Genomic DNA, 21547 nt, shown 5'->3' with positions numbered 1-21547 from the left:
TCAGCCTTTCCGCAGCCGGGGGTCGACGACGAGGTACGTCAGGTCCGCGAGGGTGCTCAGCCCGACGTAGATGGCGGCCGAGAGCATCACGACCGCGAGGACCACCGGAATGTCCTTGGTGCCGACCGCGTCGGTGGCGACCTGGCCGAGCCCGGGCCGGCCGAACACCCGCTCCACCACCACGGCTGCGCTGAGCAGGAAGCCGATCAGCGTGCCGGCCAGGGTGACGGCGGGCAGCAGGGCGTGGCGCAGCGCGTGCCGCCACAGCAGCGCCTGCCGGGTCAGCCCCCGGGCCCGGGCGGTCACCGCGAACGGCTCGTCCAGCGCCCGCTCGAGGCCCTCGCGCAGCACCTGGCTGAGCAGCCCGCCGATGGGCAGGGCGAGCGACAGCGCGGGCAGCACGAGCGCGGAGACGTCCCGGTCGCCGGAGACCGGGAACCAGCCGAGCCGGAACGAGAACACGCTCAGCAGCAGGATGCCGATGAGGAACCCGGGGGCGGAGACGACCGAGAGTTCCAGGGCGGACACCAGCCCGCGGACCCAGCGGGACCGGCCGGTGCTCACCAGCGCGACCACGACCGCGATGACCGCGCTGAACGCGCACGCCACCAGCGTCAGCTTCACCGTCGGCCAGACCTGGCTGCCGATGATGTCGAGGACCGGGCGCTGCAGCACGTAGGAGCGGCCGAAGTCGCCGTGCAGCAGCCGCCACAGGTAGGTGACGTACTGCACCACGGCCGGGCGGTCCAGGCCGAGGTCGGCCGCGATCTGCGCGCGGATCTGCGGGGTGTCGGGCCCGTCGCCGACAAGGGTGTCGACGGTGTCGCCCGGGGCCAGGTGCAGCGCCAGGTAGGCGGCGGTGGCGGCGGCCCAGAGGACCACCACCGCGCTGCCGAGGCGCCGCAGGACGGGACGCCACATGGGTTGCCTACTTTCCGATCCACACGTTGTACGCGCTCGCCGGCACGCCCGCGGTGGGCTCGAAGCCGACGCCGCCGATGTTCTTCTGCGCCGCGATCTGGTCGGCCGGGGCGTAGAGCGGCAGCAGGGTGGCGTTGTCCGTGAGGGTCTTCTGGATGCCGGTGTAGATCTCCTTGCGCTTGGCCACGTCGCTCGTCGCCGAGCCGGCCGCCACCTGCGCGTCGAGCTGCGGGCTGGTGAAGCCGTGCCGGTTGATCGGCGCGCCCTTGGGCACGATGAGGGTGAGCGCGGCGCCGGCGTCGGTGTCGGCGCGGGAGTTGTCGAAGACCTCGAACTCGCCCTTGTTCAGCGCGTCCGTGGCGGTGCCCTGGTCGACGACCTTCACCTGCAGGTCGATGCCGGCGGACTGCTTGACCGCGGCCTGCACGGCCTGGGCCAGGATGTCGCGCTTGTCCCGCACGAACGGCGCGGAGAGCACGATGCGCACGGTGAGCCGCTTGCCGTCCCTGGTGCGGAAGCCCTCGGCGTCCCTGGCCGCCCAGCCGGCCTGGTCGAGCAGGCGGTTGGCCTCGGCCGGGTCGTTGCCGTAGGACTTCTCCAGCGACGGGTCGTAGTACGGGCTGGACGGGCTCAGGATGCTCCAGGCCCGGGTCGCGGTGCCGCGGTACACGCCCTGCAACACCCCGTCGACGTCGACGGCGTCGCGGAACGCCTTGCGCACGTTGATGTCGTCGAAGGGCGCCTTGGCCTGGTTGAAGTAGTAGTTGTACGCCGTGCCGCTGTTGAGGTGCTGGGCGAACTGGAGGCTCGCGTCGGCCTTGACCAGCCCCTGCTCGGTGGCGGGGACGCCCTCGATCACGTTGACCTGGCCGGAGGTCAGGGCGCCGACGCGCACCGAGGACTCCTTGAGGAAGCGGTACGTCACCTCGTCGAGGTAGGCGGGGCCCTGGTGGCCCGCGTTCGCCGGCGCCCACTGGTAGGCGGGGTTCTTCTTGTAGTGCACCTCCTGGCCCTTGCTGTAGCGGTCGAGGATGAACGGGCCGGTGCCGGCCACGCTCGGGCCGCCCGCCTTGAGGTCCGGGCTCTTGAGCGACTTCGGCGAGATCTGCGCGCCCTGCGGGGAGGCGAAGAAGTCGAGGATGAGCACGTCGGGCTGCTTGAGGTCGACCTCGATGGTGGAGGCGTCGACGATCTTCGCGCCGGCGTAGTGCTTCAGCTGCGTCGAGGTGACGCCCGGGGCGTAGCCGGGCACGAAGAGCTGGTCGAGGTTGGCCTTGACGGCGGCGGCGTCGAAGTGCTCCCCGTCGTGGAAGGTCACGTCGTCGCGGAGCTTGAAGGTGTACGCCTTGCCGTCGGCCGACACCTCGTAGGACTTGGCCAGCCAGGGCACGTAGCCGCCCTTGTCGTCGTGCGTGAGCAGCGCCTCGAAGCTGTTCCAGACCAGCAGGCGGGCCTTGGCCTGGGCGTACAGGTGCGGGTTGAAGGTGACCGGCTCGGTCTCCACGGCCCAGGTGAGGCTGCCGCCGGTCACCGGGGCGCCGGCGCCGGACGCGGGCTCGCCGGACGCGGCGCCACCGCAGCCGGCCGCCAGGAGGGCGACCGCGGCAAGCATCGATAGGTATTTACGCATGGAGATTCCTCGATTTCAGACGGCGAGGACCCGGCGCGCCAAGGCGTTCGGCTCGGGTGGTGTCGGCCAGTGCAGCAGCGACCCTGCGTGACTGTCAACGTTCGACGGGGGTCAGTGTCGGGCATGTCACGCAGGTCTCGCCATATTCCTACTCTGCATGTAGGATTAGTCGGCTATTGCTTGCGGATCCACGGAGGTCCCCGTGTCCAAACTGCCCCGCTCCAGCCGTCTGGCCAGCCCGGTCGACACCGCGGCCCACGGCGAGTGCCGCATATCCCGCCGCCCCGACGACCCCCGACCGCTGTGCCGGTTCACCGGCCACGTGGTCGAGGACCCCCAGCCCGGCCGGTACCACATCGACGCGGGCTGGTGCTGCCCGTGGTCACAGCGGGTCACCATCACCCGGGCGCTGGCCGGGCTCGAGGACGCCGTGACGGTGTCCTACGTGGACAACCAGCGCGGCGGGCGCGGCCGGGCGTTCCGCGAGCGCTACGGCCCCGGCCCGGTCAACGGCTTCACCCTGCTGCGCCACGCGTACGAGGCCACCGAGGAGGGCTTCGACGGGCACGTGAGCATGCCGGCGCTCTGGGACCGCCACCTCGCCCGGGTGGTCCGCAACGACTTCGCGGGCATCGGCATCGACCTGGCCACCCGCTTCGGCCGGCCCACGGCGTCTCGCGACACCACCGACTTCACCACCTTCGCCCACCCCGACTGGACCCTCGCATGAGCGATCACCTGCATCTTGCCGTCGCGCTGGACGGGGCCGGCTGGCACCCGGCGGCCTGGCGCGACCCGTCCGCCGAGACCGGGGACCTGTTCACGCCGGAGTACTGGCTGCGCCTGGTCCGCCTCGCCGAGCGGGGCACCCTGGACTTCGTCACCATCGAGGACTCCCTGGGCCTGGCCGGCCCCGGCGTGGGCCCCGGCGTGGTTCGAGGCCGCCTCGACGCGCTGCTCATCGCCGCCCGCGTGGCCCCGCTGACCAGCCACATCGGCCTGGTCCCGACGGTCACCACCACCCACACGGAGCCGTTCCACGTCTCCACCCAGCTGGCCACCCTCGACTACCTCAGCACCGGCCGGGCCGGCTGGCGGGCCCAGGTCTCGGCCCGGCCCGGCGAGGCCGAGCACTTCGGCCGGCGCGCGATCCCCGCGATCGACCCGGCCACCGCCGACCTCGACTCCCCGGCCGTGCGGGCGATCGTCGCCGAGCTCTTCGCCGAGGCGGCCGACCACGTCGAGGTCGTGCGGCGGCTCTGGGACAGCTGGGAGGACGACGCCGTCATCCGCGACGCCGCCACCGGCCGGTTCATCGACCGGGACAAGCTGCACTACATCGACTTCACGGGCCGGCACTTCAGCGTGAAGGGCCCCTCGATCACGCCCCGGCCACCCCAGGGCCAGCCGGTCGTCACCGCGCTCGCGCACTCCCGGGTGCCGTACGAGTTCGCCGCCGCCGCGGCCGACGTCGTCTACGTCACCCCGGCGAGCGCGGAGCAGGCCCGGGCCATCGCCGGCGAGGTCCGCTCGCTCAGCGACCGGCCCCCGCTCGTCTTCGCCGACCTCAACGTGTTCCTCGACCCCGAGCGCAAGGCCCGGCTCGACGCGCTCGCGGGCGCGCCCTGGACCAGCGACGCCCACACCTGGACCGGCGACGCGGCCGGCCTCGCCGACCTGCTGCTCGAATGGCGCTCGGCCGGCCTCGACGGCTTCCGGCTGCGCCCCGGCGTCCTGCCCGCCGACCTCGACGCGATCGTCACCGGCCTCGTGCCGCTGCTGCGCGAGCGCGGGGCGTTGCGCACCGAGTACACGTCCACCACGCTGCGCGGCCACCTCGGCCTGCCCGCGGCCGCCAACCGCTACGCGCCCCAGGAGGTCTCGGCGTGACCAAGCAGGTGATCCTCGCCGCGCACTTCCCCGGCGTCAACAACACCACCGTGTGGAGCGACCCGGCGGCCGGCAGCCAGATCACGTTCGAGTCGTTCCGCCGCCTCGCGCAGACCGCCGAGCGCGGCAAGTTCGACTTCTTCTTCCTGGCCGAGGGCCTGCGCCTGCGCGAGCAGCGGGGCCGCATCCACGACCTCGACGTCGTCGGCCGCCCCGACAACGTCACCGTGCTGGGCGGGCTGGCCGCGGTCACCACCCACCTCGGGCTGACCGCGACCGTCAACTCCACCTTCAACGAGCCCTACGAGCTGGCCCGCAAGCTCGCCTCGCTCGACCACCTCTCCGGCGGCCGGGCCGGCTGGAACGTCGTCACCTCCTGGGACGCGTTCACCGGCGAGAACTTCCGCCGCGGCGGCTACCTCGAGCGCGACGATCGCTACAGCCGCGCCGCCGAGGTCCTGCAGACCGTGCGGGAACTGCTGGACACCTGGGCCGCGGACGAGGTCGTCGCCGACCGCGCCACCGGCACCTGGTCCCGCCACGCCGATCCGGGCGCGTTCGCGCACACCGGGCGGCACGTGGACATCCACGGGCACTTCAACGTGCCGCGCAGCCCGCAGGGGCGCCCGCTCATCATCCAGGCCGGCGACTCCGACGCCGGGCGCGAGTTCGCGGCCCGCGACGCCGACGCCATCTTCTCCCGGCACGGCACCCTCGAGGAGGGCCGCGCCTTCTACGCCGACGTGAAGGGCCGCATGGCCAGGCACGGCCGGCGCCCCGACCAGCTGAAGATCCTGCCCGCGAGCACCTTCGTGCTCGGCTCGTCCGAGGCCGACGCGCAGGAGCGGGCCCGCCACGTGCGCCGCCAGCAGGTCAGCCCGCAGACGGCGATCCTGCTGCTGGAGCAGCTGTGGAACACCGACCTGAGCGACCACGACCCCGAGGGGCCGCTGCCGTCGTTCGACCCGGTGCCGGAGCAGGACTCGATCATCAAGGGCCGGGCCCGGATGTTCGACGACCCGCTGGCGACCGCGGCGAAGTGGCGCGCCATCGCCGAGGAGAAGGGGCTCGGGATCCGCGATCTCGTCATCGAGCTCACGGGGCGGCAGACCTTCGTCGGTACCGCCGCCAAGATCGCGGAGACGATCAACGACTTCGTGCAGCAGGACGCCGCGGACGGCTTCATCCTCGTCCCGCACATCGTGCCCGGCGGCCTCGACGAGTTCGTCGACACCGTCGTGCCCCTGCTGCAGGAGCGCGGCGTCTTCCGCCGCGACTACACCACCACGACGCTGCGCGAACACCTCGGGCTGACCGCATGAAATTCCTGGCCATCACCCTCATCGTCCACGACCGCCGCACGTCCCCGCGCGAACGGCTGCGCGAGGTCGTCGACAACGCCGTCTTCGCCGAGGAGCTGGGCTTCGACGGCTTCGGCGTCGGCGAGCGCCACGAGCGGCCGTTCATCTCCTCCTCGCCGCCGGTCGTGCTCAGCCACATCGCGGCCCGCACCCGCACCATCCGGCTGTTCACCGCCGTCACCACGCTGAGCCTGCTCGACCCGGTCCGCGCCTACGAGGACTACGCGACCCTCGACAACCTCTCCGGCGGCCGGCTCGAGCTCATCGTCGGCAAGGGCAACGGCGCGGCCCAGGCCCAGCTGTTCCACGTGACCGCCGACGACCAGTGGGACCGCAACCGCGAGGGCTACGAGCTGTTCACGAAGCTGTGGCGGGAGGAGAAGGTCACCTGGGAGGGCCGGTTCCGCCCGCCGCTGACCGACGCCGAGGTGCTGCCCCGCCCGCTGCAGCAGCCGATCCGCATCTGGCACGGCAGCGCCACGAGCAAGGCGTCGGTGGAGCTGGCCGCGCTGCACGGCGACCCGCTGTTCTCGGCCAACGTCACCAACCCGGTCGAGCCCTACGAGGAGCTCGTCAACCACTACCGCGAGCGGCTGGCCTTGCACGGCCACGACCCCGCGACCGCGCTCGTCGGCGCCGGGTCGGCCGGGTTCTACGTGCACGAGCGCTCGCAGGAGGCGATCGACGCCTACCGCCCGATCTTCGAGGCGCGGCTGGAGACGTTCCAGCGCTACGGCGTCCCGCCGGTGTTCACGAGCATCGAGGACGCCATCGAGCGCGGCTCCATCCTCGTCGGCAGCCCGCAGCAGATCATCGACAAGGTCCACCGCTACCACGCCCGCCTCGGCCACGAGGTGATGCACGTGCAGGCCGACGCGGACGGCCTCACCGAGCGGCAGCACCGCGCCTCGCTGGAGCTGTTCCAGTCCGAGGTCGCGCCGGTGCTGCGCCGCGAGATCCCGAGCCGCCCGTTCCCCGCCCTGGAGGTGACCGCGTGAGCGTCCCCCTGTCCATCCTGGACCTCGCCCCGATCAGCTCCGGCTCCGACGCCGGAGCCGCGCTGCGCACCACGATCGACGTGGCCCGGCGCGCCGACGCGCTGGGCTACCACCGGTACTGGGTCGCCGAGCACCACTTCGCCGCCGGCGTGGCCGGCGCGGCCCCGGCGGTGCTCATCGGCCTCATCGCCGCCGCGACCGACCGCATCCGGGTCGGCTCCGGCGCGGTCCAGGTCGGCTACAGCACCGCGGTGTCGGTCGTGGAGCAGTTCGGTCTCCTCGACGCGGTCCACCCGGGCCGGCTCGACCTGGGCCTGGGCCGCTCGGGCGGCAAGCCGGGCCCGATCACCCCGGCCGCCGACCGCGTCGTGGACGGCCTGCTGATCCCGGCGCCGTTCGACGTCGCGAAGCTGGCCGGGTCGCCGAGGTTCGCGACGTACGCGGGCCTGCTGCGCCAGCCGGGGGCCACCCCGCCGCCGTTCGACACGACGGTGGCGGACATCCAGTCGCTGATCGCGGGCACGTTCGAGCGTGACGGGCTCGACGTGCACGCGACGCCCGGCGAGGGGGCCAAGGCCGAGCTGTGGATCCTCGGCTCCAGCGGCGGCGAGAGCGCCCGGGTGGCGGGGGAGCGGGGCCTGCCCTTCGCGGCCAACTACCACGTGGCGCCGTCGAACGTGCTCGAGGCGGTGGAGGCCTACCGGGCCGCGTTCCGGCCGTCGGCGGTGCTCGACCGGCCCTACGTGCTCGTCTCCGCCGACGTGCTCGTGGCCGAGTCCGAGGCGCTCGCCCGGCACCTCGCCTCGCCGTACCGCCACTGGGTCCGCAGCATCCGCACCGGCACCGGCGCGATCCCGTACCCGACCCCGGCCGAGGCCGCCGCGCTGCCGTGGAGCGACGAGGACCAGGCCCTCGTGCGGGACCGGCTGGACACCCGGTTCGTCGGGGACGCGGGCCAGGTCACCGAGCGGCTGGAGACCCTGCGGCGGGTCACCGGCGCGGACGAGCTGCTCGTCACGACCATCACGCACGACCCCGCCGACCGGGTGCGCTCGTTCGAGCTGCTGGCGGACGCCTGGATGCAAGGGCATCACTGAGGCGGGGCCGCGCGGGGGCACACGCCGAGCGGGGCCGGGTAGCGCTGCTCGAACCGCGCGCGGGTCAGGAAGGCCAGCTGGGCGCGCTTCGTCGGCATGTCGACCGCCTCGTCGAAGGTGAAGCCGGACAGTTCGAGCCGGCGCAGCGCCAGGTGGTTGCGCACGTCCGGCTCGACGACCAGGCGCAGGGCCTTCGGGTCCTGGAAAAGGAAGCGGGCCAGGGCCGCGCCGACCGCCTCGGTCAGGCCCTTCGGGGGCAGCCGGCCCGGGGCCATGAGCAGGTGCATGCCGACGTCGCCGGGCCGCACGGCGTACCGCTCGCCGACCGGGTCGGCGTCCGGCTCGTAGCTCTGGAACAGGCCGATCGGGCGGTCGTCCAGCCGGATCAGGTAGGCGTGGTGGGTAGGGAGGCCGTCGACGAACTCGTAGATCTCGCGGACGTCGTCGACCGAGTGGCCGAGCATGCCCCAGAACGCGGCGCGGCGCTGGGTGACCCAGCCGTGCACGAGTTCGGCATCGACGACGGGGTCGAGCGTGGTGAGGGTCAGCCGCCCCAGGCCGGGCAGGTCCTCGCGGTACACCATCGGAAGCTCCTTCGCGAACGGGGGCAGGGGGATGAGCCGGCCGGCGGCCCAGTGGTCGAGCTGGTCGGCGAAGTGCGGGTCGGCGGGGTCGCCGGCGGCGCCGAACGGCACGATCCAGCCGCCCGCGGCGCGGTCGCCGAGGTGCCAGACGTAGCGGGCGACGGGGCCCCGCCAGCAGGCGTCCCCGACGCCGGGGACGCTGGAGGTGGCGAGCACGGCGTCGTTGTCGCCGCAGAGCGGTACCGCGAACCGCGCCGCCGTCACCGCCGGGTGGACGCCGAGGTGGATCGGGTGCAGCACGTGCCGCTCGCCCCAGGGGGCCGGCTCGGCGGCGGCGACCTCGGCGAGCGCGGCGGCGGCGACCGGCAGCGGGTCGCCGCCCAGCGCGGGTAGGCCGGCCACGATGCCGTCGAGCGCGAGCCCGATCCGGCTCGCCGGGTCCAGCCACGGCGCGAACAGCTCGTCGTAGCCGGACGGGGCGTGCAGCGGCGCGAGGACCGGATGCTCGGCCAGCCGGCGGGCGAGCGCGGATCGCCAGGCGGCGAACAGGCCCGCATCGACGCTGTCGGCGGCCATCCGGCCGTCCCAGGCGAGCAGCCGGTCGCGCAGCGGATCCGGGGGCAGCCGCTCCAGCAGGCCGCGGAGCACGGCGAACGGCACGAAGTCGTCGACGTGGATGGCCGGCGATGCCACGCCGTCTCTCAGCAGGGCGCGGATGCGGTTGGCCCGGTGCGGCGGGGCGAAGTCCGTGCCGAGGGCGGCGACGGAGGGCCGGCGGTCGTTGGCGTGCACGGCGACGCCGGTCACGCAGGAAGCCGAGGCCAGCGATGCACCGGGGACGCGCCCGGCGACGATTTCCGAAACCAGACCAGTGGAGTCGGCGACCAGCACGCTGTTGACCGGCTCCACCCAGTGCCGCAGCGCGGCCTCGACGTCGGCGACCGAGCGGGCGTGCAGCAGCGGGAGCAGCGCGTCGAAGCCGAGGTCGCCGTCGGCCCAGGCGGGGGTGCGCAGGCTGATCGCAGTACCGTCGCGGCTGGAGACGTCGATGACCGGGCCGTGGTCCGTCTCCAGCAGCTCCACGGCGACCGGATCGGTGCCGCGAACCGCGATGAGCGCGGTCCCGGACGAGGTCACCGATGGCCGGCCGGCGGGCTCGTGGTGCAGGTCCTGGTAGTCGGCCATGGCGTTGGTGATCGCCCAGGCGACCCGGCCGGCGTGGCCGAAGTGCGGCAGGCCGGGCACGCCGGGGAACGCGAAACCGACGACGTCGAAGCCCGGGCCGGTCAGCCGCACCTGCTGGTAGATGCCGGGCAGCTCGAGCAGGCGGTGCGGGTCGCCGGCGATGACGGCGGCGCGGCCGGTCGCCGGGTCGCCGGAGACCGCCCACGCGTTGCTCCCCGACCCGGCCGGGCCCTCGATCGCGAACAGCCCGGCCGCGGCCGGCCCGAGGGTGGCCTCGACGTGCGTCCGCCACAGCTTGTTGGGGAAGGTGCCGAAGAGGATGTGCTGGACCAGGAACACGCCCAGCGGCGACCACGGCCGCCACGGGTCCGGCCGGCTGCCGGTGAGCCCGAACTCCGGCGCCTCGGACCGCGCCAGCCCGGCGTTCACGCCGTCCACATAGGACTCGACCCAGCGCCGGGTGCGCGCGGCGAGCCGCCCGAACGCGCGCCGGGCGGTCTCGTCGAGCCGGGCCCGGCGGGCGAAGCGGTCCCAGGGGACCTCGCCGGGGCCGAGCCGCTCGGCCAGCCGGCCCTCGCTGCGCCACTTCTCGACCTGGATCTGCCAGGCGCGGTCGACGGCGGCCGCGTACCCCTGCAGGTAGGCGACGTCGTCGTCGCTGTCACCGCGGAGGTGGGGGATTCCCCACGCATCCCGGTGGATGACCAATCGCTCCACTTAGGTTACCCTCCCCTTACTTAGGACAGCCTAACTGGAGGGACGCGTGCAGCGGAACTGGGAAGCGCTCGTGCTCAAGGCGATGGGCGGCCGGAACTTCCGGCTGACCGTGCTGGGTGCCGAGCCCGTCGGCGACGGCTACCGTCGCCTGCGCGTCGACGGCGGCGGCCTGCTCGAGGCCTGCGGCGTCCACCCCACCATGTGGATCCGGCTCTGGTTCGACAACGCCGGCCGGGCCCACCAGCGGGCATACACCCTGGTCGACCCCGACCCGGCGACCGGCGCGTTCGACCTGGTGTTCGCGCTGCACGACGGGTGCGCGGCCCACTGGGCGAGCGCCGCCGCCGTCGGTGACACCATCGATGCGACCGTGCAGGGCAGCGGCTTCCGCTGGCCCGACCCGCGGCCGCGCCACGTCTTCGCGGTCGGCGACGCGGCCTCGCTGCCCGCCGTCAACAGCCTGCTCGACGACGCCGGCGACAGCCCCGCGACGGTATGGCTGGAGTATGCCCACGAGCACGAGCGGGCCCTGCCCGTGCGGGCCCGGGCCGGCGACACCGTCACCTGGCTGCCCCGCAAGGACGGCGGCCGGCTGCTGCTCGACACCGTCAAGGCCGGCCTGCCGCAGAGCGACGGCGCCTACTACTGGGTCGCCGGCGAGGCCGCCAGCACCCGGGCCCTGGCCCGCCACCTGCGCAAGGACCTCGGCGTCGACAAGCACCGGGTCTCGGCGCTGGGCTACTGGAGCGCCTCGTGAACCGCAACCTCACGCTGCTGATGCTCTACGTGACCCAGTACGTCGGGGTCGGCTTCATCACCGTCGGCCTGATCACCATCCTGCGCGACGGCGGCACCCCGCTCGAAACGCTCGGCGCGCTCACCCTGATCGGCCTGGTCTGGCCGCTCAAGGTGCTGTGGGCACCGCTGCTGGACCGGTTCGGCTCGCGTTCCCGCGGGCACTACCGCTCCTGGCTGCTGGTCCTGCAGTCCGGGCTGGTCCTGTCGCTGCTCGCGCTGCTGCCCTTCGACCCTCCCGGCGCCGGCCTCGGCCCGCTTGTGCTGGTCTGCGCGGTGTACGTGCTGCTGTCCGCGACCCAGGACATCGCCGTCGACGCGATCGCCGTGCGGCTGCTGGCCGAGGACGAGCGCGGCGCCGGCAACGGGATCCAGCTCGCCGGCGTCTCGCTCGGCACCGTCCTGGGCGGCGGCGTCTGCCTCATCGCCTACGACCGCCTCGGCTGGACCGCCGCGGTGCTGCTCATGGCGGCGCTCACCGCCGCCGGGCTGTTCACGGTGTGGCGGCTGCGGGAGCCCGAGCGCCTCGACCGGCTCGGCGGCACCGGCGCGGCGTACCGCGCCCTGCTCTCCGTCTTCGGCCAGCCCGGCGCCCGGCCCTGGACGTTCGCCGTGGTCACGCTGCTCTACGTCGGCGCCGGCGCGGCGTGGGCGCTGGTCACCCCGGCCCTGGTCGACGCCGGCTGGTCCGAGGCCCGCATCGGCACCGTCACCGGCGTCGTGGTCAGCATCCCCGCGGTGGTGGCCGGGCTCGTCACCGGCGGCCTCGTCGGGCGGTTCGGCCGCGGCCGGGTCCTCGGGGTCGCCGGCGCGCTGCTCGCGCTCGCCGTCCTGGGCCTGCTGCCGCTGCTGGCCGGCCGCGCCCCGGCCGCCGGGACGATCGTCGCCCTGTGCGCGTTCATGGCCGCCTACACCGCCGTCAACGTCGTGATCTACACGGTCAACATGGACTACTCGCGGCCCGCGACCGGCGGCACCGACTTCACGATGCTCTCCTCGGCCGGTCTCGCGGTCTCCTTCGTCGCCGCCTCGGCCGGGCTGTACGCCGCCGCCTGGGTCGGCTACGCCGCCGTCGCCGTCGCCGCCTTCGTCGCGCTCGCCGCCGGGACCGCCCTCGGGCTGCGCCGGCTCCCCGTCACCGCCACCCAGGTCAAGGACGAACATGCCACTGTCTGACGCCCGCGCGCACCTGCTCACCAACGACACGGCGGACCGGTACCGCCGGCTGCTCAACGAGGGCGTCGACCGGGTGGCGGCCCGGATCGCCACCACCGAGCGGCCCTGCAGCGGCGTGACGCCCGACGTGCTCGCGCCGATCGTCGACTCGGTCGACCTCGACCGGCCGCTCGGCGACCCGCTGGCCGCGCTGGCGGAGCTCGAGGACGTCTACCTGCGCGACGCGGTGTACTTCCACCACCCCCGCTACCTGGCCCACCTCAACTGCCCCGTGGTCATCCCGGCCGTGCTCGGCGAGGCGATCCTCGCGGCCGTCAACTCGTCGATGGACACCTGGGACCAGAGCGCCGGCGGGACCCTCATCGAGCGGCGCCTGGTCGACTGGACCGCCCGGCGGATCGGCTTCGGCCCGGCCGCCGACGGCGTCTTCACCAGCGGCGGCAGCCAGTCCAACCTGCAGGCGCTCCTGCTGGCCCGCGAGGAGGCCCTCGCCGCGACGGGACCGTCCCGGGCCGCGGCGCTGCCCCGCCTGCGCATCCTCGCCTCCGCGGCCGGGCACTTCAGCGTGCAGAAGTCGGCCAAGCTGCTCGGCCTGGCCCCGGACGCGGTCGTCGCCGTCGGCGTCGACGCCGACCGGCGGATGCGCCCGGTGGCGCTGGACCGGGAACTGGCCCGCTGCCGCGAGCGCGGCCAGGTCGTCATGGCGGTCGTGGCCACCGCCGGCACCACCGACTTCGGCTCGATCGACCCGCTGCCGGCGATCGCCGAGCGGTGCGCCGCGGCCGGCGTGTGGCTGCACGTCGACGCCGCCTACGGCTGCGGGCTGCTGGCCTCCACCACCCGGCGGCACCTGCTGGCCGGGATCGAGCGGGCTGACTCGGTGACGGTCGATTACCACAAGTCGTTCTTCCAGCCGGTCAGCTCCAGCGCCCTCGTCGTGGCCGACGGGCGGAGGCTGCGGCACGCCACCTACCACGCCGACTACCTCAACCCGGCCCGCATGGCCGAGCAGCGCATCCCCAACCAGGTCGACAAGAGCCTGCAGACCACCCGCCGGTTCGACGCGCTGAAGCTGTGGATGACCCTGCGGATCATGGGCGCCGACGCGATCGGGGCGCTCTTCGACGACGTCGTCGACCGGGCCGCGGCCGCCTGGGACCTGCTCGCCGAGGACCCGCGCTTCGAGGTCGTCACGCGCTCCGCGCTGAGCACCGTCGTCTTCCGCTACCTGCCGACCGGGGCGGGCCGGGTGCACGCCGACGCGGTCAACCTGCACGCCCGCGAGGCCCTCGCCGCCTCCGGGGCGGCCGTCGTGGCCGCAACCAAGGTGGACGGCCGGCACTTCCTGAAGTTCACGCTGCTCAACCCGGAGACCACCGTCGAGGACATCGCGACGGTCCTGGAGCTCATCGCCGGGCACGCCGAGGCCTACGTCGCCCGGGCCACCGCCCCCCTGCTCGCCTGCACCGCGTGAGGACGGCCATGCACACCTACGACGTCATCGGCATCGGCCTCGGGCCGTACAACCTCGGCCTGGCCTGCCTCGTCGAGCCCATCGACGAGCTCGACGCGCTGTTCCTGGAGGCCCGGCCCCGGGCCGACTTCGGCTGGCACCCCGGCATGATGGTCGAGGGTGCCCACCTGCAGACGCCCTTCATGTCCGACCTGGTGACGCTGGCCGACCCGACCTCGCCGTACAGCTTCCTCAACTACCTCAAGGAGACCGGCCGGCTCTACCCGTTCTACATCCGGGAGAGCTTCTACCCGCTGCGCAGCGAGTACAGCGGCTACTGCCGGTGGGCGGCGCAGCGGCTGCGCAGCGTGCGCTTCGGCGAGGCGGTCACCGAGGTGTGCTACGACCCGGCCGACGGCTGCTACATCGTCCACAGTGGACTGTCTACGAGCAAGGCGCGGCACCTCGTCGTGGGCACCGGCACGCCGCCGCTCATCCCGCCGGCGTGCGAAGGCCTCGCCGGCGACGTGCTGCACAACTCGGCCTACCTGCAGCACCGCGACGCGCTGCGGGGCAAGCGCAGCATCACGATCGTCGGCAGCGGGCAGAGCGCCGCCGAGATCTACCGCGACCTGCTCGGCGACATCGACGGCCACGGCTACCAGCTCAACTGGGTGACCCGCTCGCCGCGGTTCTTCCCGCTGGAGTACACGAAGCTGACGCTGGAGATCACCTCGCCGGACTACATCGACTACTTCCACGCGCTGCCGGAGCCCGCCCGCTACCGCCTGGAGGCCGCCCAGAAGGGGCTCTACAAGGGCGTCAACAGCGACCTCATCAACGAGATCTACGACCTGCTCTACGTCAAGAGCGTCGAGCGGCCGGTGCCGACCCGGCTGCTCACCAACACGGAGCTGGTCTCGGCGGCCTACGACCCGGCGAGCGGGGCGTACACCCTGGGGCTGCACCACGACGAGCAGGGGCGCGACTTCGAGCTCACCACCGAGGGGCTGATCCTGGCGACCGGATACCGGTTCACGCCGCCCGCCTTCCTGGACGGGGTACGGCACCGGCTGCGCTGGGACGGCCACGGCCGCCTCGACGTGGCCCGCAACTACAGCGTCGACGTCACCGGCCGCGGCGTGTTCCTGCAGAACGGCGGCACCCACACGCACGGCATCACCTCGCCCGACCTCGGCATGGGCGCCTACCGCAACTCGTGGATCATCCGGGAGCTGCTCGGCCGGGAGCACTACCCGATCGAGAAGAGCATCGCCTTCCAGGAGTTCGGGGTGGCGGCGTGAGCTTTGCCTTGCGGCCGCTGGACGCGGACGCCGACGCGGTCCTGCTGCACCGGTGGGTCACGCACCCGAAGGCCGTGTACTGGCTGATGCAGGGCTACACCGTCGAGGCCGTCGCCGCGGAGTACCGCCGCATCGCCGCCCACCCGCACCACGACGCCTTCCTCGGGCTGTACCACGGCGAACCGGCCTTCCTCGCCGAGCGGTACGACCCCCGCCACGTGGACCTCGTGGGGCTCTACGCGGCCGAGGACGGCGACGTCGGCATGCACTTCCTCACCGCGCCGACGGACACCCCGGTGTCCGGCTTCACCCGCGGCGTCATCACCGCCGTCATGGCCTGGCTCTTCGCGGACCCGGCGACCCGTCGCGTGGTCGTAGAGCCCGACGTGCGCAACACGGCCGTGCACGCCCTGAACGCGGCGGTCGGGTTCCGCGTCGTCGGACCGATCGCCAAGCCCGAGAAGACCGCACTGCTGAGCGTGTGTACCCGCGAGCAGTTCCTCATCGCCACCGGAGCGTCCGCGTGAACCTCGCCGCCACAGCCCACCTCGACCCCGCCCGCTGGGCCGCCGCCAACCGGGCGCTGGTCCGCAAGGCCCTCGCCGAGTTCAGCCACGAGCGGCTGCTCACCCCGGTGCTCCAGGACGGCTCCTACGCGGTCCACAGCGACGACGGCTCGGTGGAGTACCGCTTCACGGCCACCCTGCGCGCGCTCGACACCTGGCAGATCGACCCGGACAGCATCACCCGGCGCCGCGACGGCGTGGAGCTGCCCCTCGACGCGGTCGAGCTGATGCTGGACCTGCGCGGGCAGCTCGAGCTGCGCGACGAGGTCCTGCCGGTCTACCTGGAGGAGATCACCGCGACGCTGGCCTCCAGCGCCTACAAGCTCAGCCGTACCCCGGTCTGCGCTCGCGACCTGGCCGGCGCCGACTTCCAGGCGATCGAGGCCGGGATGAGCGAGGGCCACCCCGGCTTCGTCGCCAACAACGGCCGCATCGGCTTCGGCATCGACGACTACCACCGCTACGCGCCCGAGGTGGCCGCGCCGGTGCGGCTGATGTGGCTCGCCGCGCACCGCGACCACGCCACCTTCACCTGTAGCGCGGACACCGACTACGACCGGCACCTGCGGGCCGAGCTCGGCGACGAGACAATGGCCCGGTTCGCCGGCACCCTCGCCGACCTCGGCCTCGACCCGGCCGACTACCTCTATGTCCCGGTGCACCCGTGGCAGTGGTGGAACAAGCTCTCGGTCACCTTCGCCGGCGAGCTCGCCACCCGGCGGCTGGTCCTGCTCGGCCGCGGCCCCGACGAGTACCTCGCCCAGCAGTCGATCCGCACGTTCTTCAACGCCTCGCACCCCGAGCGGCACTACGTCAAGACCGCGATCTCGGTGCTGAACATGGGCTTCATGCGCGGCCTCTCCGCCGCCTACATGGAGGCCACGCCCGGCATCAACGACTGGCTCGCCGGCCTCATCGCCGGCGACGAGGTCCTCAAGGCGACCGGGATCGGCATCCTGCGCGAGCGGGCGGCCGTCGGCTACCGGCACCGGCAGTACGAGGCGGCGACCGACCGGTACTCGCCGTACCGCAAGATGCTCGCCGCGCTCTGGCGGGAGAGCCCGGTCGCCGGCCTGGCCCCGGGCGAGCGGCCGGCCACCATGGCCGCGCTGCTGCACGTCGACGAGCGCGGCCACTCGCTCGCCGCGACGCTCATCGAGCGCTCCGGGCTCGACCCGGCCGCCTGGCTGCGCCGCTACCTCGACGCCTACCTGACCCCGCTGCTGCACAGCTTCTACGCCTACGACCTGGCCTTCATGCCGCACGGCGAGAACGTCATCCTGGTCCTCGACGGCGACGTCGTGACCCGGGTGCTGTTCAAGGACATCGCCGAGGAGATCGTCGTCATGGACGGGCGCGTCGCGCTGCCCGCTGCTGTCGAGCGCATCCGGGCCGACGTGCCCGAGCAGATGCGCCTGCTGTCCATCTTCACCGACGTCTTCGACGGCTTTCTGCGCTACCTGGGCGCGCTCCTCGCCGATCGGGGGGTGCTCACGGAGACCGCGTTCTGGGGCACCGTCGCCGCCTGCGTCGCCGATTACCAGTCGGCGGTACCGGGGCTGTCGGAGCGTTTCGAGCGCTACGACCTGTTCGCGCCGGAGTTCTCGCTGTCCTGCCTGAACCGGCTGCAGCTGCGCGACAACCGCCAGATGGTCGACCTGGCCGACCCGTCCGCGGCCCTGCAGCTCGTCGGCACGCTGCGCAACCCGCTCGCGCCGTTCCGGCCATGACCCGCCGGTGGTGGGTGCTCGGCGTGCTGTGCCTCGCCGAGCTGGTCGTCGTGCTGGACAACACGGTGCTCAACGTGGCCGTGCCGGTGCTCGCGACCCGGCTGGCGGCCGACACCGCGGACGTGCAGTGGACGATCAACGCCTACGCCCTCGCGCAGGCCGGGCTGCTGCTGGCGGCCGGGTCGGCGGCGGACCGGTACGGCCGGCGTCGCATGCTGCTGCTCGGCCTGGCGGTCTTCGGCGCCGGCTCGCTCGCCGCCGGCCTCGCCGGCTCGGTGGCCCAGCTCGTCGCCGCCCGCGCGGTCATGGGCGTAGGCGGCGCGCTGCTCATCACCGGAACGCTCGCGGTCGCGATCCAGGTGTTCGACGCGGCCGAGCGCCCCCGGGCGATCGCGATCTGGGCGGCGGTCAACGCGCTGGGCTTCGCCGCCGGCCCGCTCATCGGCGGCGTCATCCTGGCCCACTTCCACTGGGGTGCGATCTTCCTGCTCAACGTGCCGCTGGCGCTCGCCGGGCTGGCCGCCGTGCGGGCGCTCGTGCCCGAGTCGCGCAACCCCGCCCGCGGCCGGCCCGACCTGCCCGGCGCGGCGCTGGCCACGCTCGGCACCACCGCCGTCGTCTACGCCATCATCGCCGGGGCGCCGCTGTTCCTGCTCGGCGGAGCGCTGGTCCTCGGCGGGTTCCTGGCCTGGGAGCGGTACACCCGCAACCCGATGCTCAGTCCCGAGCTCTTCGGCAACCGTCGCTTCGTCGGCGCGGTCACCGGCGTCGTGCTCATCACCTTCGGCAGCGCCGGCGCGCTGTTCCTGCTGACGCTGCAGCTGCAGTTCGTGCGCGGCTACGCCCCGCTGGAGGCCGGGCTGCGGATCGCGCCGTTCGCGCTGAGCGTCGTGGTGCTCACCGCCACCGGCATCGGCCCGGCGCTGATCCGCCGGCTCGGCATCCCGCTCGCCATCGCGGCCGGCATGACCCTGCTCGCCGCCGGGCTCGCCGCCGTCGCGTTCGCCGGCGCCGGCTACGGCGGCCTGCTGACCGGGCTGCTGCTCATGGGGGCCGGCTGCGCCCTGGCCAACCCAGCCATCGTCGAGGCGGTCGTCGGCGCGGTCCCGGCCGACGACGCCGGCGCCGGCGCAGGGGTCGAGGGCACCATGACCGAGCTCGGCAGCAGCCTGGGCGTGGCCGTGCTCGGCGCCCTCATGCAGGCCCGCTTCACCGCCCTGCTCCCCGCCGCCGGCTCCCTCCCCGCCGCGCTGTCGGCGGCCTCCCCGGCGGCCGAGCGGGCGCCGATCCTCGACGCGCTCGCCGCCGGGCTGCGGCTCGGCCAGGGCGTCGGCGCCGCCGCGGTCCTCGCCGGCGGCTGGCTGGCCGCGCTGCTGCTGTGGTCCGGCGGCCCCGACACGGCTGCCCCGCTGGGCGGCGAGCGGGAGCATCCCGGGCGGGGTGGGACCGCAAGGGACTGAGTGCCCGGTTCGGGCCGCTCGGGGCAAAACCCTCAGGTCGGCGTCCGGCCGCCGATTGGGCAGCAAAGAGGCTCCGCGAGCTTGGGGAACGTGCATGGTCTGGGGACGGAAACGAGACGGTTCGGCGGCAGTCGAACCTGCAACGGTGGACAGCGGGCAGCCGGTCGCGGCATCTTCCGAACGTGAGGCGCTGAGGGCGGAGGTCGAGTCGCTCCGTGAGCGGCAGGCGGCAGCCCTCGAACGGTTCGAACTCATGACCGAGGCGGCCGGGATCGGCCTGTGGGACATGGACGTCGTCGCCGATGATCCGGTGAACCCGAACAACGTCTTCAACTGGTCCCAGGATTTTCGCCATATGCTCGGCTTTACCGACGAACGGGACTTTCCGAACATCCTGTCGAGCTGGTCGTCCCGGCTGCACCCCGAGGACGTGGACCGTGTGGTCGCGGCATTTCTGAACCACCTCAACGATCGAACCGGACGGGTCCCGTACGACGTTGAGTACCGGTTGGCGCTGAAGGATGGCAGCTATCGCTGGTTTCGCGCGACCGGGGCGACGAAGCGCGACCGCCACGGTGTGCCGTTGCGTGTCGCCGGCGCGCTCTTCGACATCGACCGCGAAAAGAATCTCATGGCCACGGCCGAGGGCCAGCTTCACCAGCTGACCGCGTCCGCGGCGAAACTCGACCAGGTCAGTCACGACCTCGGGCAGGCTGTGAGTGCCGCCGCCGCCCGGGCGGATGAGGCGGCGGCGACGATCAGCAAGCTGGACGCCAGCAGCGTCGAGATCGGAAACGTGGGCAAGCTGATCACGAGCATCGCGGCCCAGACGAATCTGCTGGCACTCAACGCCACCATTGAGGCGGCGCGGGCCGGGAACGCGGGCAAGGGATTTGCCGTCGTTGCCGGTGAGGTCAAGGAACTGTCGACCGAGACCAGTCAGGCTACCGAGCAGATCGAGGTGCAGATCAAGGAGATCCGCATCCGGACCGGCGAGGCGGTCAAGAGCATCCAAGAGATCAACGCTGCGATGCAGGCACTTCGCTCGACGCGAGAGGCCGTCGACTTGTTGGTCCGCGAACAGCAGCTGCCGGCGGCGAGTCGCCGATGACCATTCGACGGTGACGCCGGCGGCATCAGGCCGCAGTGCGCCCCCGGCCGAGATCGCCGCGTTGCCGCGGGAGCGCCTGGCCTAGACTCCCGCGGTGACCATCACCCCCACCCCGTTCGATGCCGCCGTGGCGCTGCTGCAGGACGGCCGCCTGGTCGAGGCCGAGGCCATCATGGTGCGCGAGGTCGACGCCGTCGCCGCCCGCCACGGCGCCGGCAGTCCACAATGGGCATCGGCCCAGTGCGACCTCGGCAACGTGCTGCTCAACGCCGACCAGCTCGGCCGGGCCGTCGAGTGCTTCCGCGCCGCGGTGTCGGTGTCGCCGCGGGACTTCCCCGGCCTGCACAAGGACCACCTGACGTACCGCAGCAACCTCGGCCTGGCCCTGCGCCTCGCCGGTCGGCTGGACGAGGCCGAGGCGGAGGTGCGCGCCGGGCTCGCCGCCCGCGAGGCGTTCTACGGCCGCGAACACCCCGGCTACGCGTTCGGCCTCGAGCCCCTGGCCGATCTGCTGCTGAGCCGGGGCGCCCTGCCCGCGGCGCGCGAGGCGGCCGAGGAGATGGTCGCGAACCTGTGGCGCAACGGGCACGATCGGGTCGCGGTCGCGCTGGCCCTGCGGGCCGAGATCGTGCGCGCCGCGGATCCCCGGGCCGAGGCGTTCGCCGACGCCGACCGGCTGCCCGGTCCCGTGCTCGAACAGCTGGCGCTCGCCGTGCAGCGGCGGATCGAGGCCGGGGATCCGCGGATGTACGCCGGCATCGTCCGCGACCTGGTGCGGCTGCTGGAGGCGCAGCTCGGCCCGGACCACCGGGCCACGCTCAACGCCCTGTCGAGCCTGGCCAACCTCGGCCGCGACTGCGGTGACCAGGCCGGGCGGGTCGAGGCCATCCAGCGGGTGCTCGCCGCCTACGACCGGCAGGGCAACGCCGAGGCCGCGCTCATGGCCGCGATGGGCCTGGCCCTCGCGCACGGCGAGGCCGGCGAGACGGAGGCCGGCCTGCGCGCGTACGCGGCCGCGCACGAGCGGGCCGTGCGCACCGGCCGGCCCGAGCCGGTCAGCCAGGTGCTGCGCAACTGGGGCCTGGCCCTGCAGGAGGCCGAGCGGTTCACCGAGGCCGAGCCGTGCCTGCGCGACGCCGTGCGGATCGCGCAGACCGGCGCCGACCCCGAGCTGCTCGGCCGCGCCCGGATCGCGCTGGGCCTGTTCCTGCAGCACCGCGACCGGCTCGGCGAGGCCCGCACCGTCATCGAGGAGGGCCTGGCCGTGCTCGACCCGGTGCACCCGGACGCGATGGTCGGGCGCAGCCACCTCGGCGCGGTGCTCGAGGGCCGCACGTGCGGCTGCGGCGACATGCCCGGCACCATCGCCGAGGCGTTCCGCGCGTTCGTGCTGAGCAAGCTGCCGCCGGACCTGCTCGAGGACCTGCGCGTGCGGGTCGAGGACGGCGACTTCAAGACCGACGTGCATCTGCGCCGCAAGCCGTCACCGGCCGAGCTCGAGCGCCTCGACGGGGTCGTCCAGTCCGCCTATGCCGAGTTCCGCCGGCGCCTCGTGGCGCAGCACTGAGC

17 protein-coding genes and 1 pseudogene are annotated in these 21547 nt (G+C 73.3%); 14 read left to right on the top strand and 4 right to left on the bottom strand.

The genetic code is table 11. The annotated features are described in order from the left end of the window. Together ACQP2P_RS25100 and ACQP2P_RS25095 are read right to left on the bottom strand one after the other, a co-directional pair. A complete protein-coding gene (locus ACQP2P_RS25100; protein WP_433604606.1) occupies window positions 1-921 on the bottom strand; it encodes an ABC transporter permease in 921 nt (306 codons plus the stop codon). Between the two features lie 7 nt (window positions 922-928). Further along, entirely contained in the window at window positions 929-2551 is a 1623-nt protein-coding gene (locus ACQP2P_RS25095; RefSeq protein WP_433604604.1) for an ABC transporter substrate-binding protein, read from the bottom strand. A 202-nt stretch (window positions 2552-2753) separates the two neighbouring features. Here ACQP2P_RS25095 and ACQP2P_RS25090 point away from each other — a divergent pair, with 202 nt between their 5' ends. From ACQP2P_RS25090 to ACQP2P_RS25070, 5 genes are read left to right on the top strand one after another with little or no spacing between them, the layout of a single operon-like run. Then, the gene (locus tag ACQP2P_RS25090) at window positions 2754-3281 is read left to right on the top strand and encodes a hypothetical protein (RefSeq protein WP_433604602.1); all 528 of its coding nucleotides are present in this window, start codon (window positions 2754-2756) and stop codon (window positions 3279-3281) included. After that, window positions 3278-4441 (top strand): LLM class flavin-dependent oxidoreductase, encoded by a 1164-nt coding sequence (locus tag ACQP2P_RS25085; RefSeq protein ID WP_433604600.1) that lies wholly within the window; start codon window positions 3278-3280, stop codon window positions 4439-4441. Before ACQP2P_RS25090 ends, ACQP2P_RS25085 begins: the two co-directional genes overlap by 4 nt. Further along, a complete protein-coding gene (locus ACQP2P_RS25080) occupies window positions 4438-5763 on the top strand; it encodes an NtaA/DmoA family FMN-dependent monooxygenase (protein ID WP_433604598.1) in 1326 nt (441 codons plus the stop codon). The genes ACQP2P_RS25085 and ACQP2P_RS25080 overlap by 4 nt, the downstream gene beginning before the upstream one ends. Next, window positions 5760-6800, top strand: a complete 1041-nt coding sequence (locus ACQP2P_RS25075) for an LLM class flavin-dependent oxidoreductase (protein ID WP_433604596.1) — start codon at window positions 5760-5762, stop codon at window positions 6798-6800. The genes ACQP2P_RS25080 and ACQP2P_RS25075 overlap by 4 nt, the downstream gene beginning before the upstream one ends. Beyond that, window positions 6797-7897: an LLM class flavin-dependent oxidoreductase gene (locus ACQP2P_RS25070; RefSeq protein WP_433604594.1), complete on the top strand. Its 1101-nt coding sequence runs from the start codon at window positions 6797-6799 to the stop codon at window positions 7895-7897. The genes ACQP2P_RS25075 and ACQP2P_RS25070 overlap by 4 nt, the downstream gene beginning before the upstream one ends. Here the strand turns inward: ACQP2P_RS25070 and ACQP2P_RS25065 are convergent. Continuing rightward, a complete protein-coding gene (locus ACQP2P_RS25065; RefSeq protein ID WP_433619255.1) occupies window positions 7891-8481 on the bottom strand; it encodes a GNAT family N-acetyltransferase in 591 nt (196 codons plus the stop codon). The genes ACQP2P_RS25070 and ACQP2P_RS25065 overlap by 7 nt on opposite strands. An 81-nt stretch (window positions 8482-8562) precedes the next feature. Further along, a pseudogene (locus ACQP2P_RS25060) lies at window positions 8563-10383 on the bottom strand (penicillin acylase family protein); the annotation flags it as partial. A 46-nt stretch (window positions 10384-10429) separates the two neighbouring features. On the opposite strand from ACQP2P_RS25060, the gene ACQP2P_RS25055 reads away from it, so the two are divergent. The 9 genes from ACQP2P_RS25055 to ACQP2P_RS25015 all read left to right on the top strand — a co-directional run bounded on the left by ACQP2P_RS25055 (window position 10430) and on the right by ACQP2P_RS25015 (window position 21545). After that, window positions 10430-11140: a siderophore-interacting protein gene (locus ACQP2P_RS25055; RefSeq protein ID WP_433604592.1), complete on the top strand. Its 711-nt coding sequence runs from the start codon at window positions 10430-10432 to the stop codon at window positions 11138-11140. Then, complete coding sequence (locus tag ACQP2P_RS25050) at window positions 11137-12354, top strand: MFS transporter (protein ID WP_433604590.1); 1218 nt, start codon at window positions 11137-11139, stop codon at window positions 12352-12354. Before ACQP2P_RS25055 ends, ACQP2P_RS25050 begins: the two co-directional genes overlap by 4 nt. Beyond that, window positions 12341-13828: a pyridoxal phosphate-dependent decarboxylase family protein gene (locus tag ACQP2P_RS25045; RefSeq protein ID WP_433604588.1), complete on the top strand. Its 1488-nt coding sequence runs from the start codon at window positions 12341-12343 to the stop codon at window positions 13826-13828. The genes ACQP2P_RS25050 and ACQP2P_RS25045 overlap by 14 nt, the downstream gene beginning before the upstream one ends. Window positions 13829-13836: 8 nt before the next feature. Beyond that, window positions 13837-15111 carry a lysine N(6)-hydroxylase/L-ornithine N(5)-oxygenase family protein gene (locus ACQP2P_RS25040; RefSeq protein ID WP_433619253.1) on the top strand — a complete coding sequence of 425 codons (1275 nt, stop codon included), beginning with the start codon at window positions 13837-13839 and terminating at the stop codon, window positions 15109-15111. Beyond that, window positions 15108-15638, top strand: coding sequence for a GNAT family N-acetyltransferase (locus ACQP2P_RS25035; protein WP_433604586.1), 531 nt, complete (start codon window positions 15108-15110; stop codon window positions 15636-15638). The genes ACQP2P_RS25040 and ACQP2P_RS25035 overlap by 4 nt, the downstream gene beginning before the upstream one ends. Further along, window positions 15635-17407, top strand: coding sequence for an IucA/IucC family protein (locus ACQP2P_RS25030; protein ID WP_433604584.1), 1773 nt, complete (start codon window positions 15635-15637; stop codon window positions 17405-17407). Before ACQP2P_RS25035 ends, ACQP2P_RS25030 begins: the two co-directional genes overlap by 4 nt. Next, window positions 17404-18867 carry an MFS transporter gene (locus ACQP2P_RS25025; protein WP_433604582.1) on the top strand — a complete coding sequence of 488 codons (1464 nt, stop codon included), beginning with the start codon at window positions 17404-17406 and terminating at the stop codon, window positions 18865-18867. The genes ACQP2P_RS25030 and ACQP2P_RS25025 overlap by 4 nt, the downstream gene beginning before the upstream one ends. Window positions 18868-19012: 145 nt before the next feature. Continuing rightward, window positions 19013-19978, top strand: coding sequence for a methyl-accepting chemotaxis protein (locus ACQP2P_RS25020; protein WP_433604580.1), 966 nt, complete (start codon window positions 19013-19015; stop codon window positions 19976-19978). Window positions 19979-20072: 94 nt separating this feature from the next. Beyond that, window positions 20073-21545 carry a tetratricopeptide repeat protein gene (locus ACQP2P_RS25015; protein ID WP_433604579.1) on the top strand — a complete coding sequence of 491 codons (1473 nt, stop codon included), beginning with the start codon at window positions 20073-20075 and terminating at the stop codon, window positions 21543-21545. Window positions 21546-21547 lie beyond the last annotated feature (2 nt).

Source organism: Dactylosporangium sp. CA-139114 (genome assembly GCF_050955725.1).
Classification (GTDB): Bacteria; Actinomycetota; Actinomycetes; order Mycobacteriales; family Micromonosporaceae; genus Dactylosporangium.
This window is presented reverse-complemented; position numbering and strand designations above follow the sequence as displayed.

Bases quoted from the DNA above. Each gene is read 5' to 3' on its own strand.
- ACQP2P_RS25025 (WP_433604582.1), top strand. From the start codon at position 17,404: ATGACCCGCCGGTGGTGGGTGCTCGGCGTGCTGTGCCTCGCCGAGCTG.
- ACQP2P_RS25040 (WP_433619253.1), top strand. From the start codon at position 13,837: ATGCACACCTACGACGTCATCGGCATCGGCCTCGGGCCGTACAACCTC.
- ACQP2P_RS25045 (WP_433604588.1), top strand. From the start codon at position 12,341: ATGCCACTGTCTGACGCCCGCGCGCACCTGCTCACCAACGACACGGCG.
- ACQP2P_RS25065 (WP_433619255.1), bottom strand. From the start codon at position 8,481: ATGGTGTACCGCGAGGACCTGCCCGGCCTGGGGCGGCTGACCCTCACC.
- ACQP2P_RS25095 (WP_433604604.1), bottom strand. From the start codon at position 2,551: ATGCGTAAATACCTATCGATGCTTGCCGCGGTCGCCCTCCTGGCGGCC.
- ACQP2P_RS25100 (WP_433604606.1), bottom strand. From the start codon at position 921: ATGTGGCGTCCCGTCCTGCGGCGCCTCGGCAGCGCGGTGGTGGTCCTC.
- ACQP2P_RS25075 (WP_433604596.1), top strand. From the start codon at position 5,760: ATGAAATTCCTGGCCATCACCCTCATCGTCCACGACCGCCGCACGTCC.
- ACQP2P_RS25085 (WP_433604600.1), top strand. From the start codon at position 3,278: ATGAGCGATCACCTGCATCTTGCCGTCGCGCTGGACGGGGCCGGCTGG.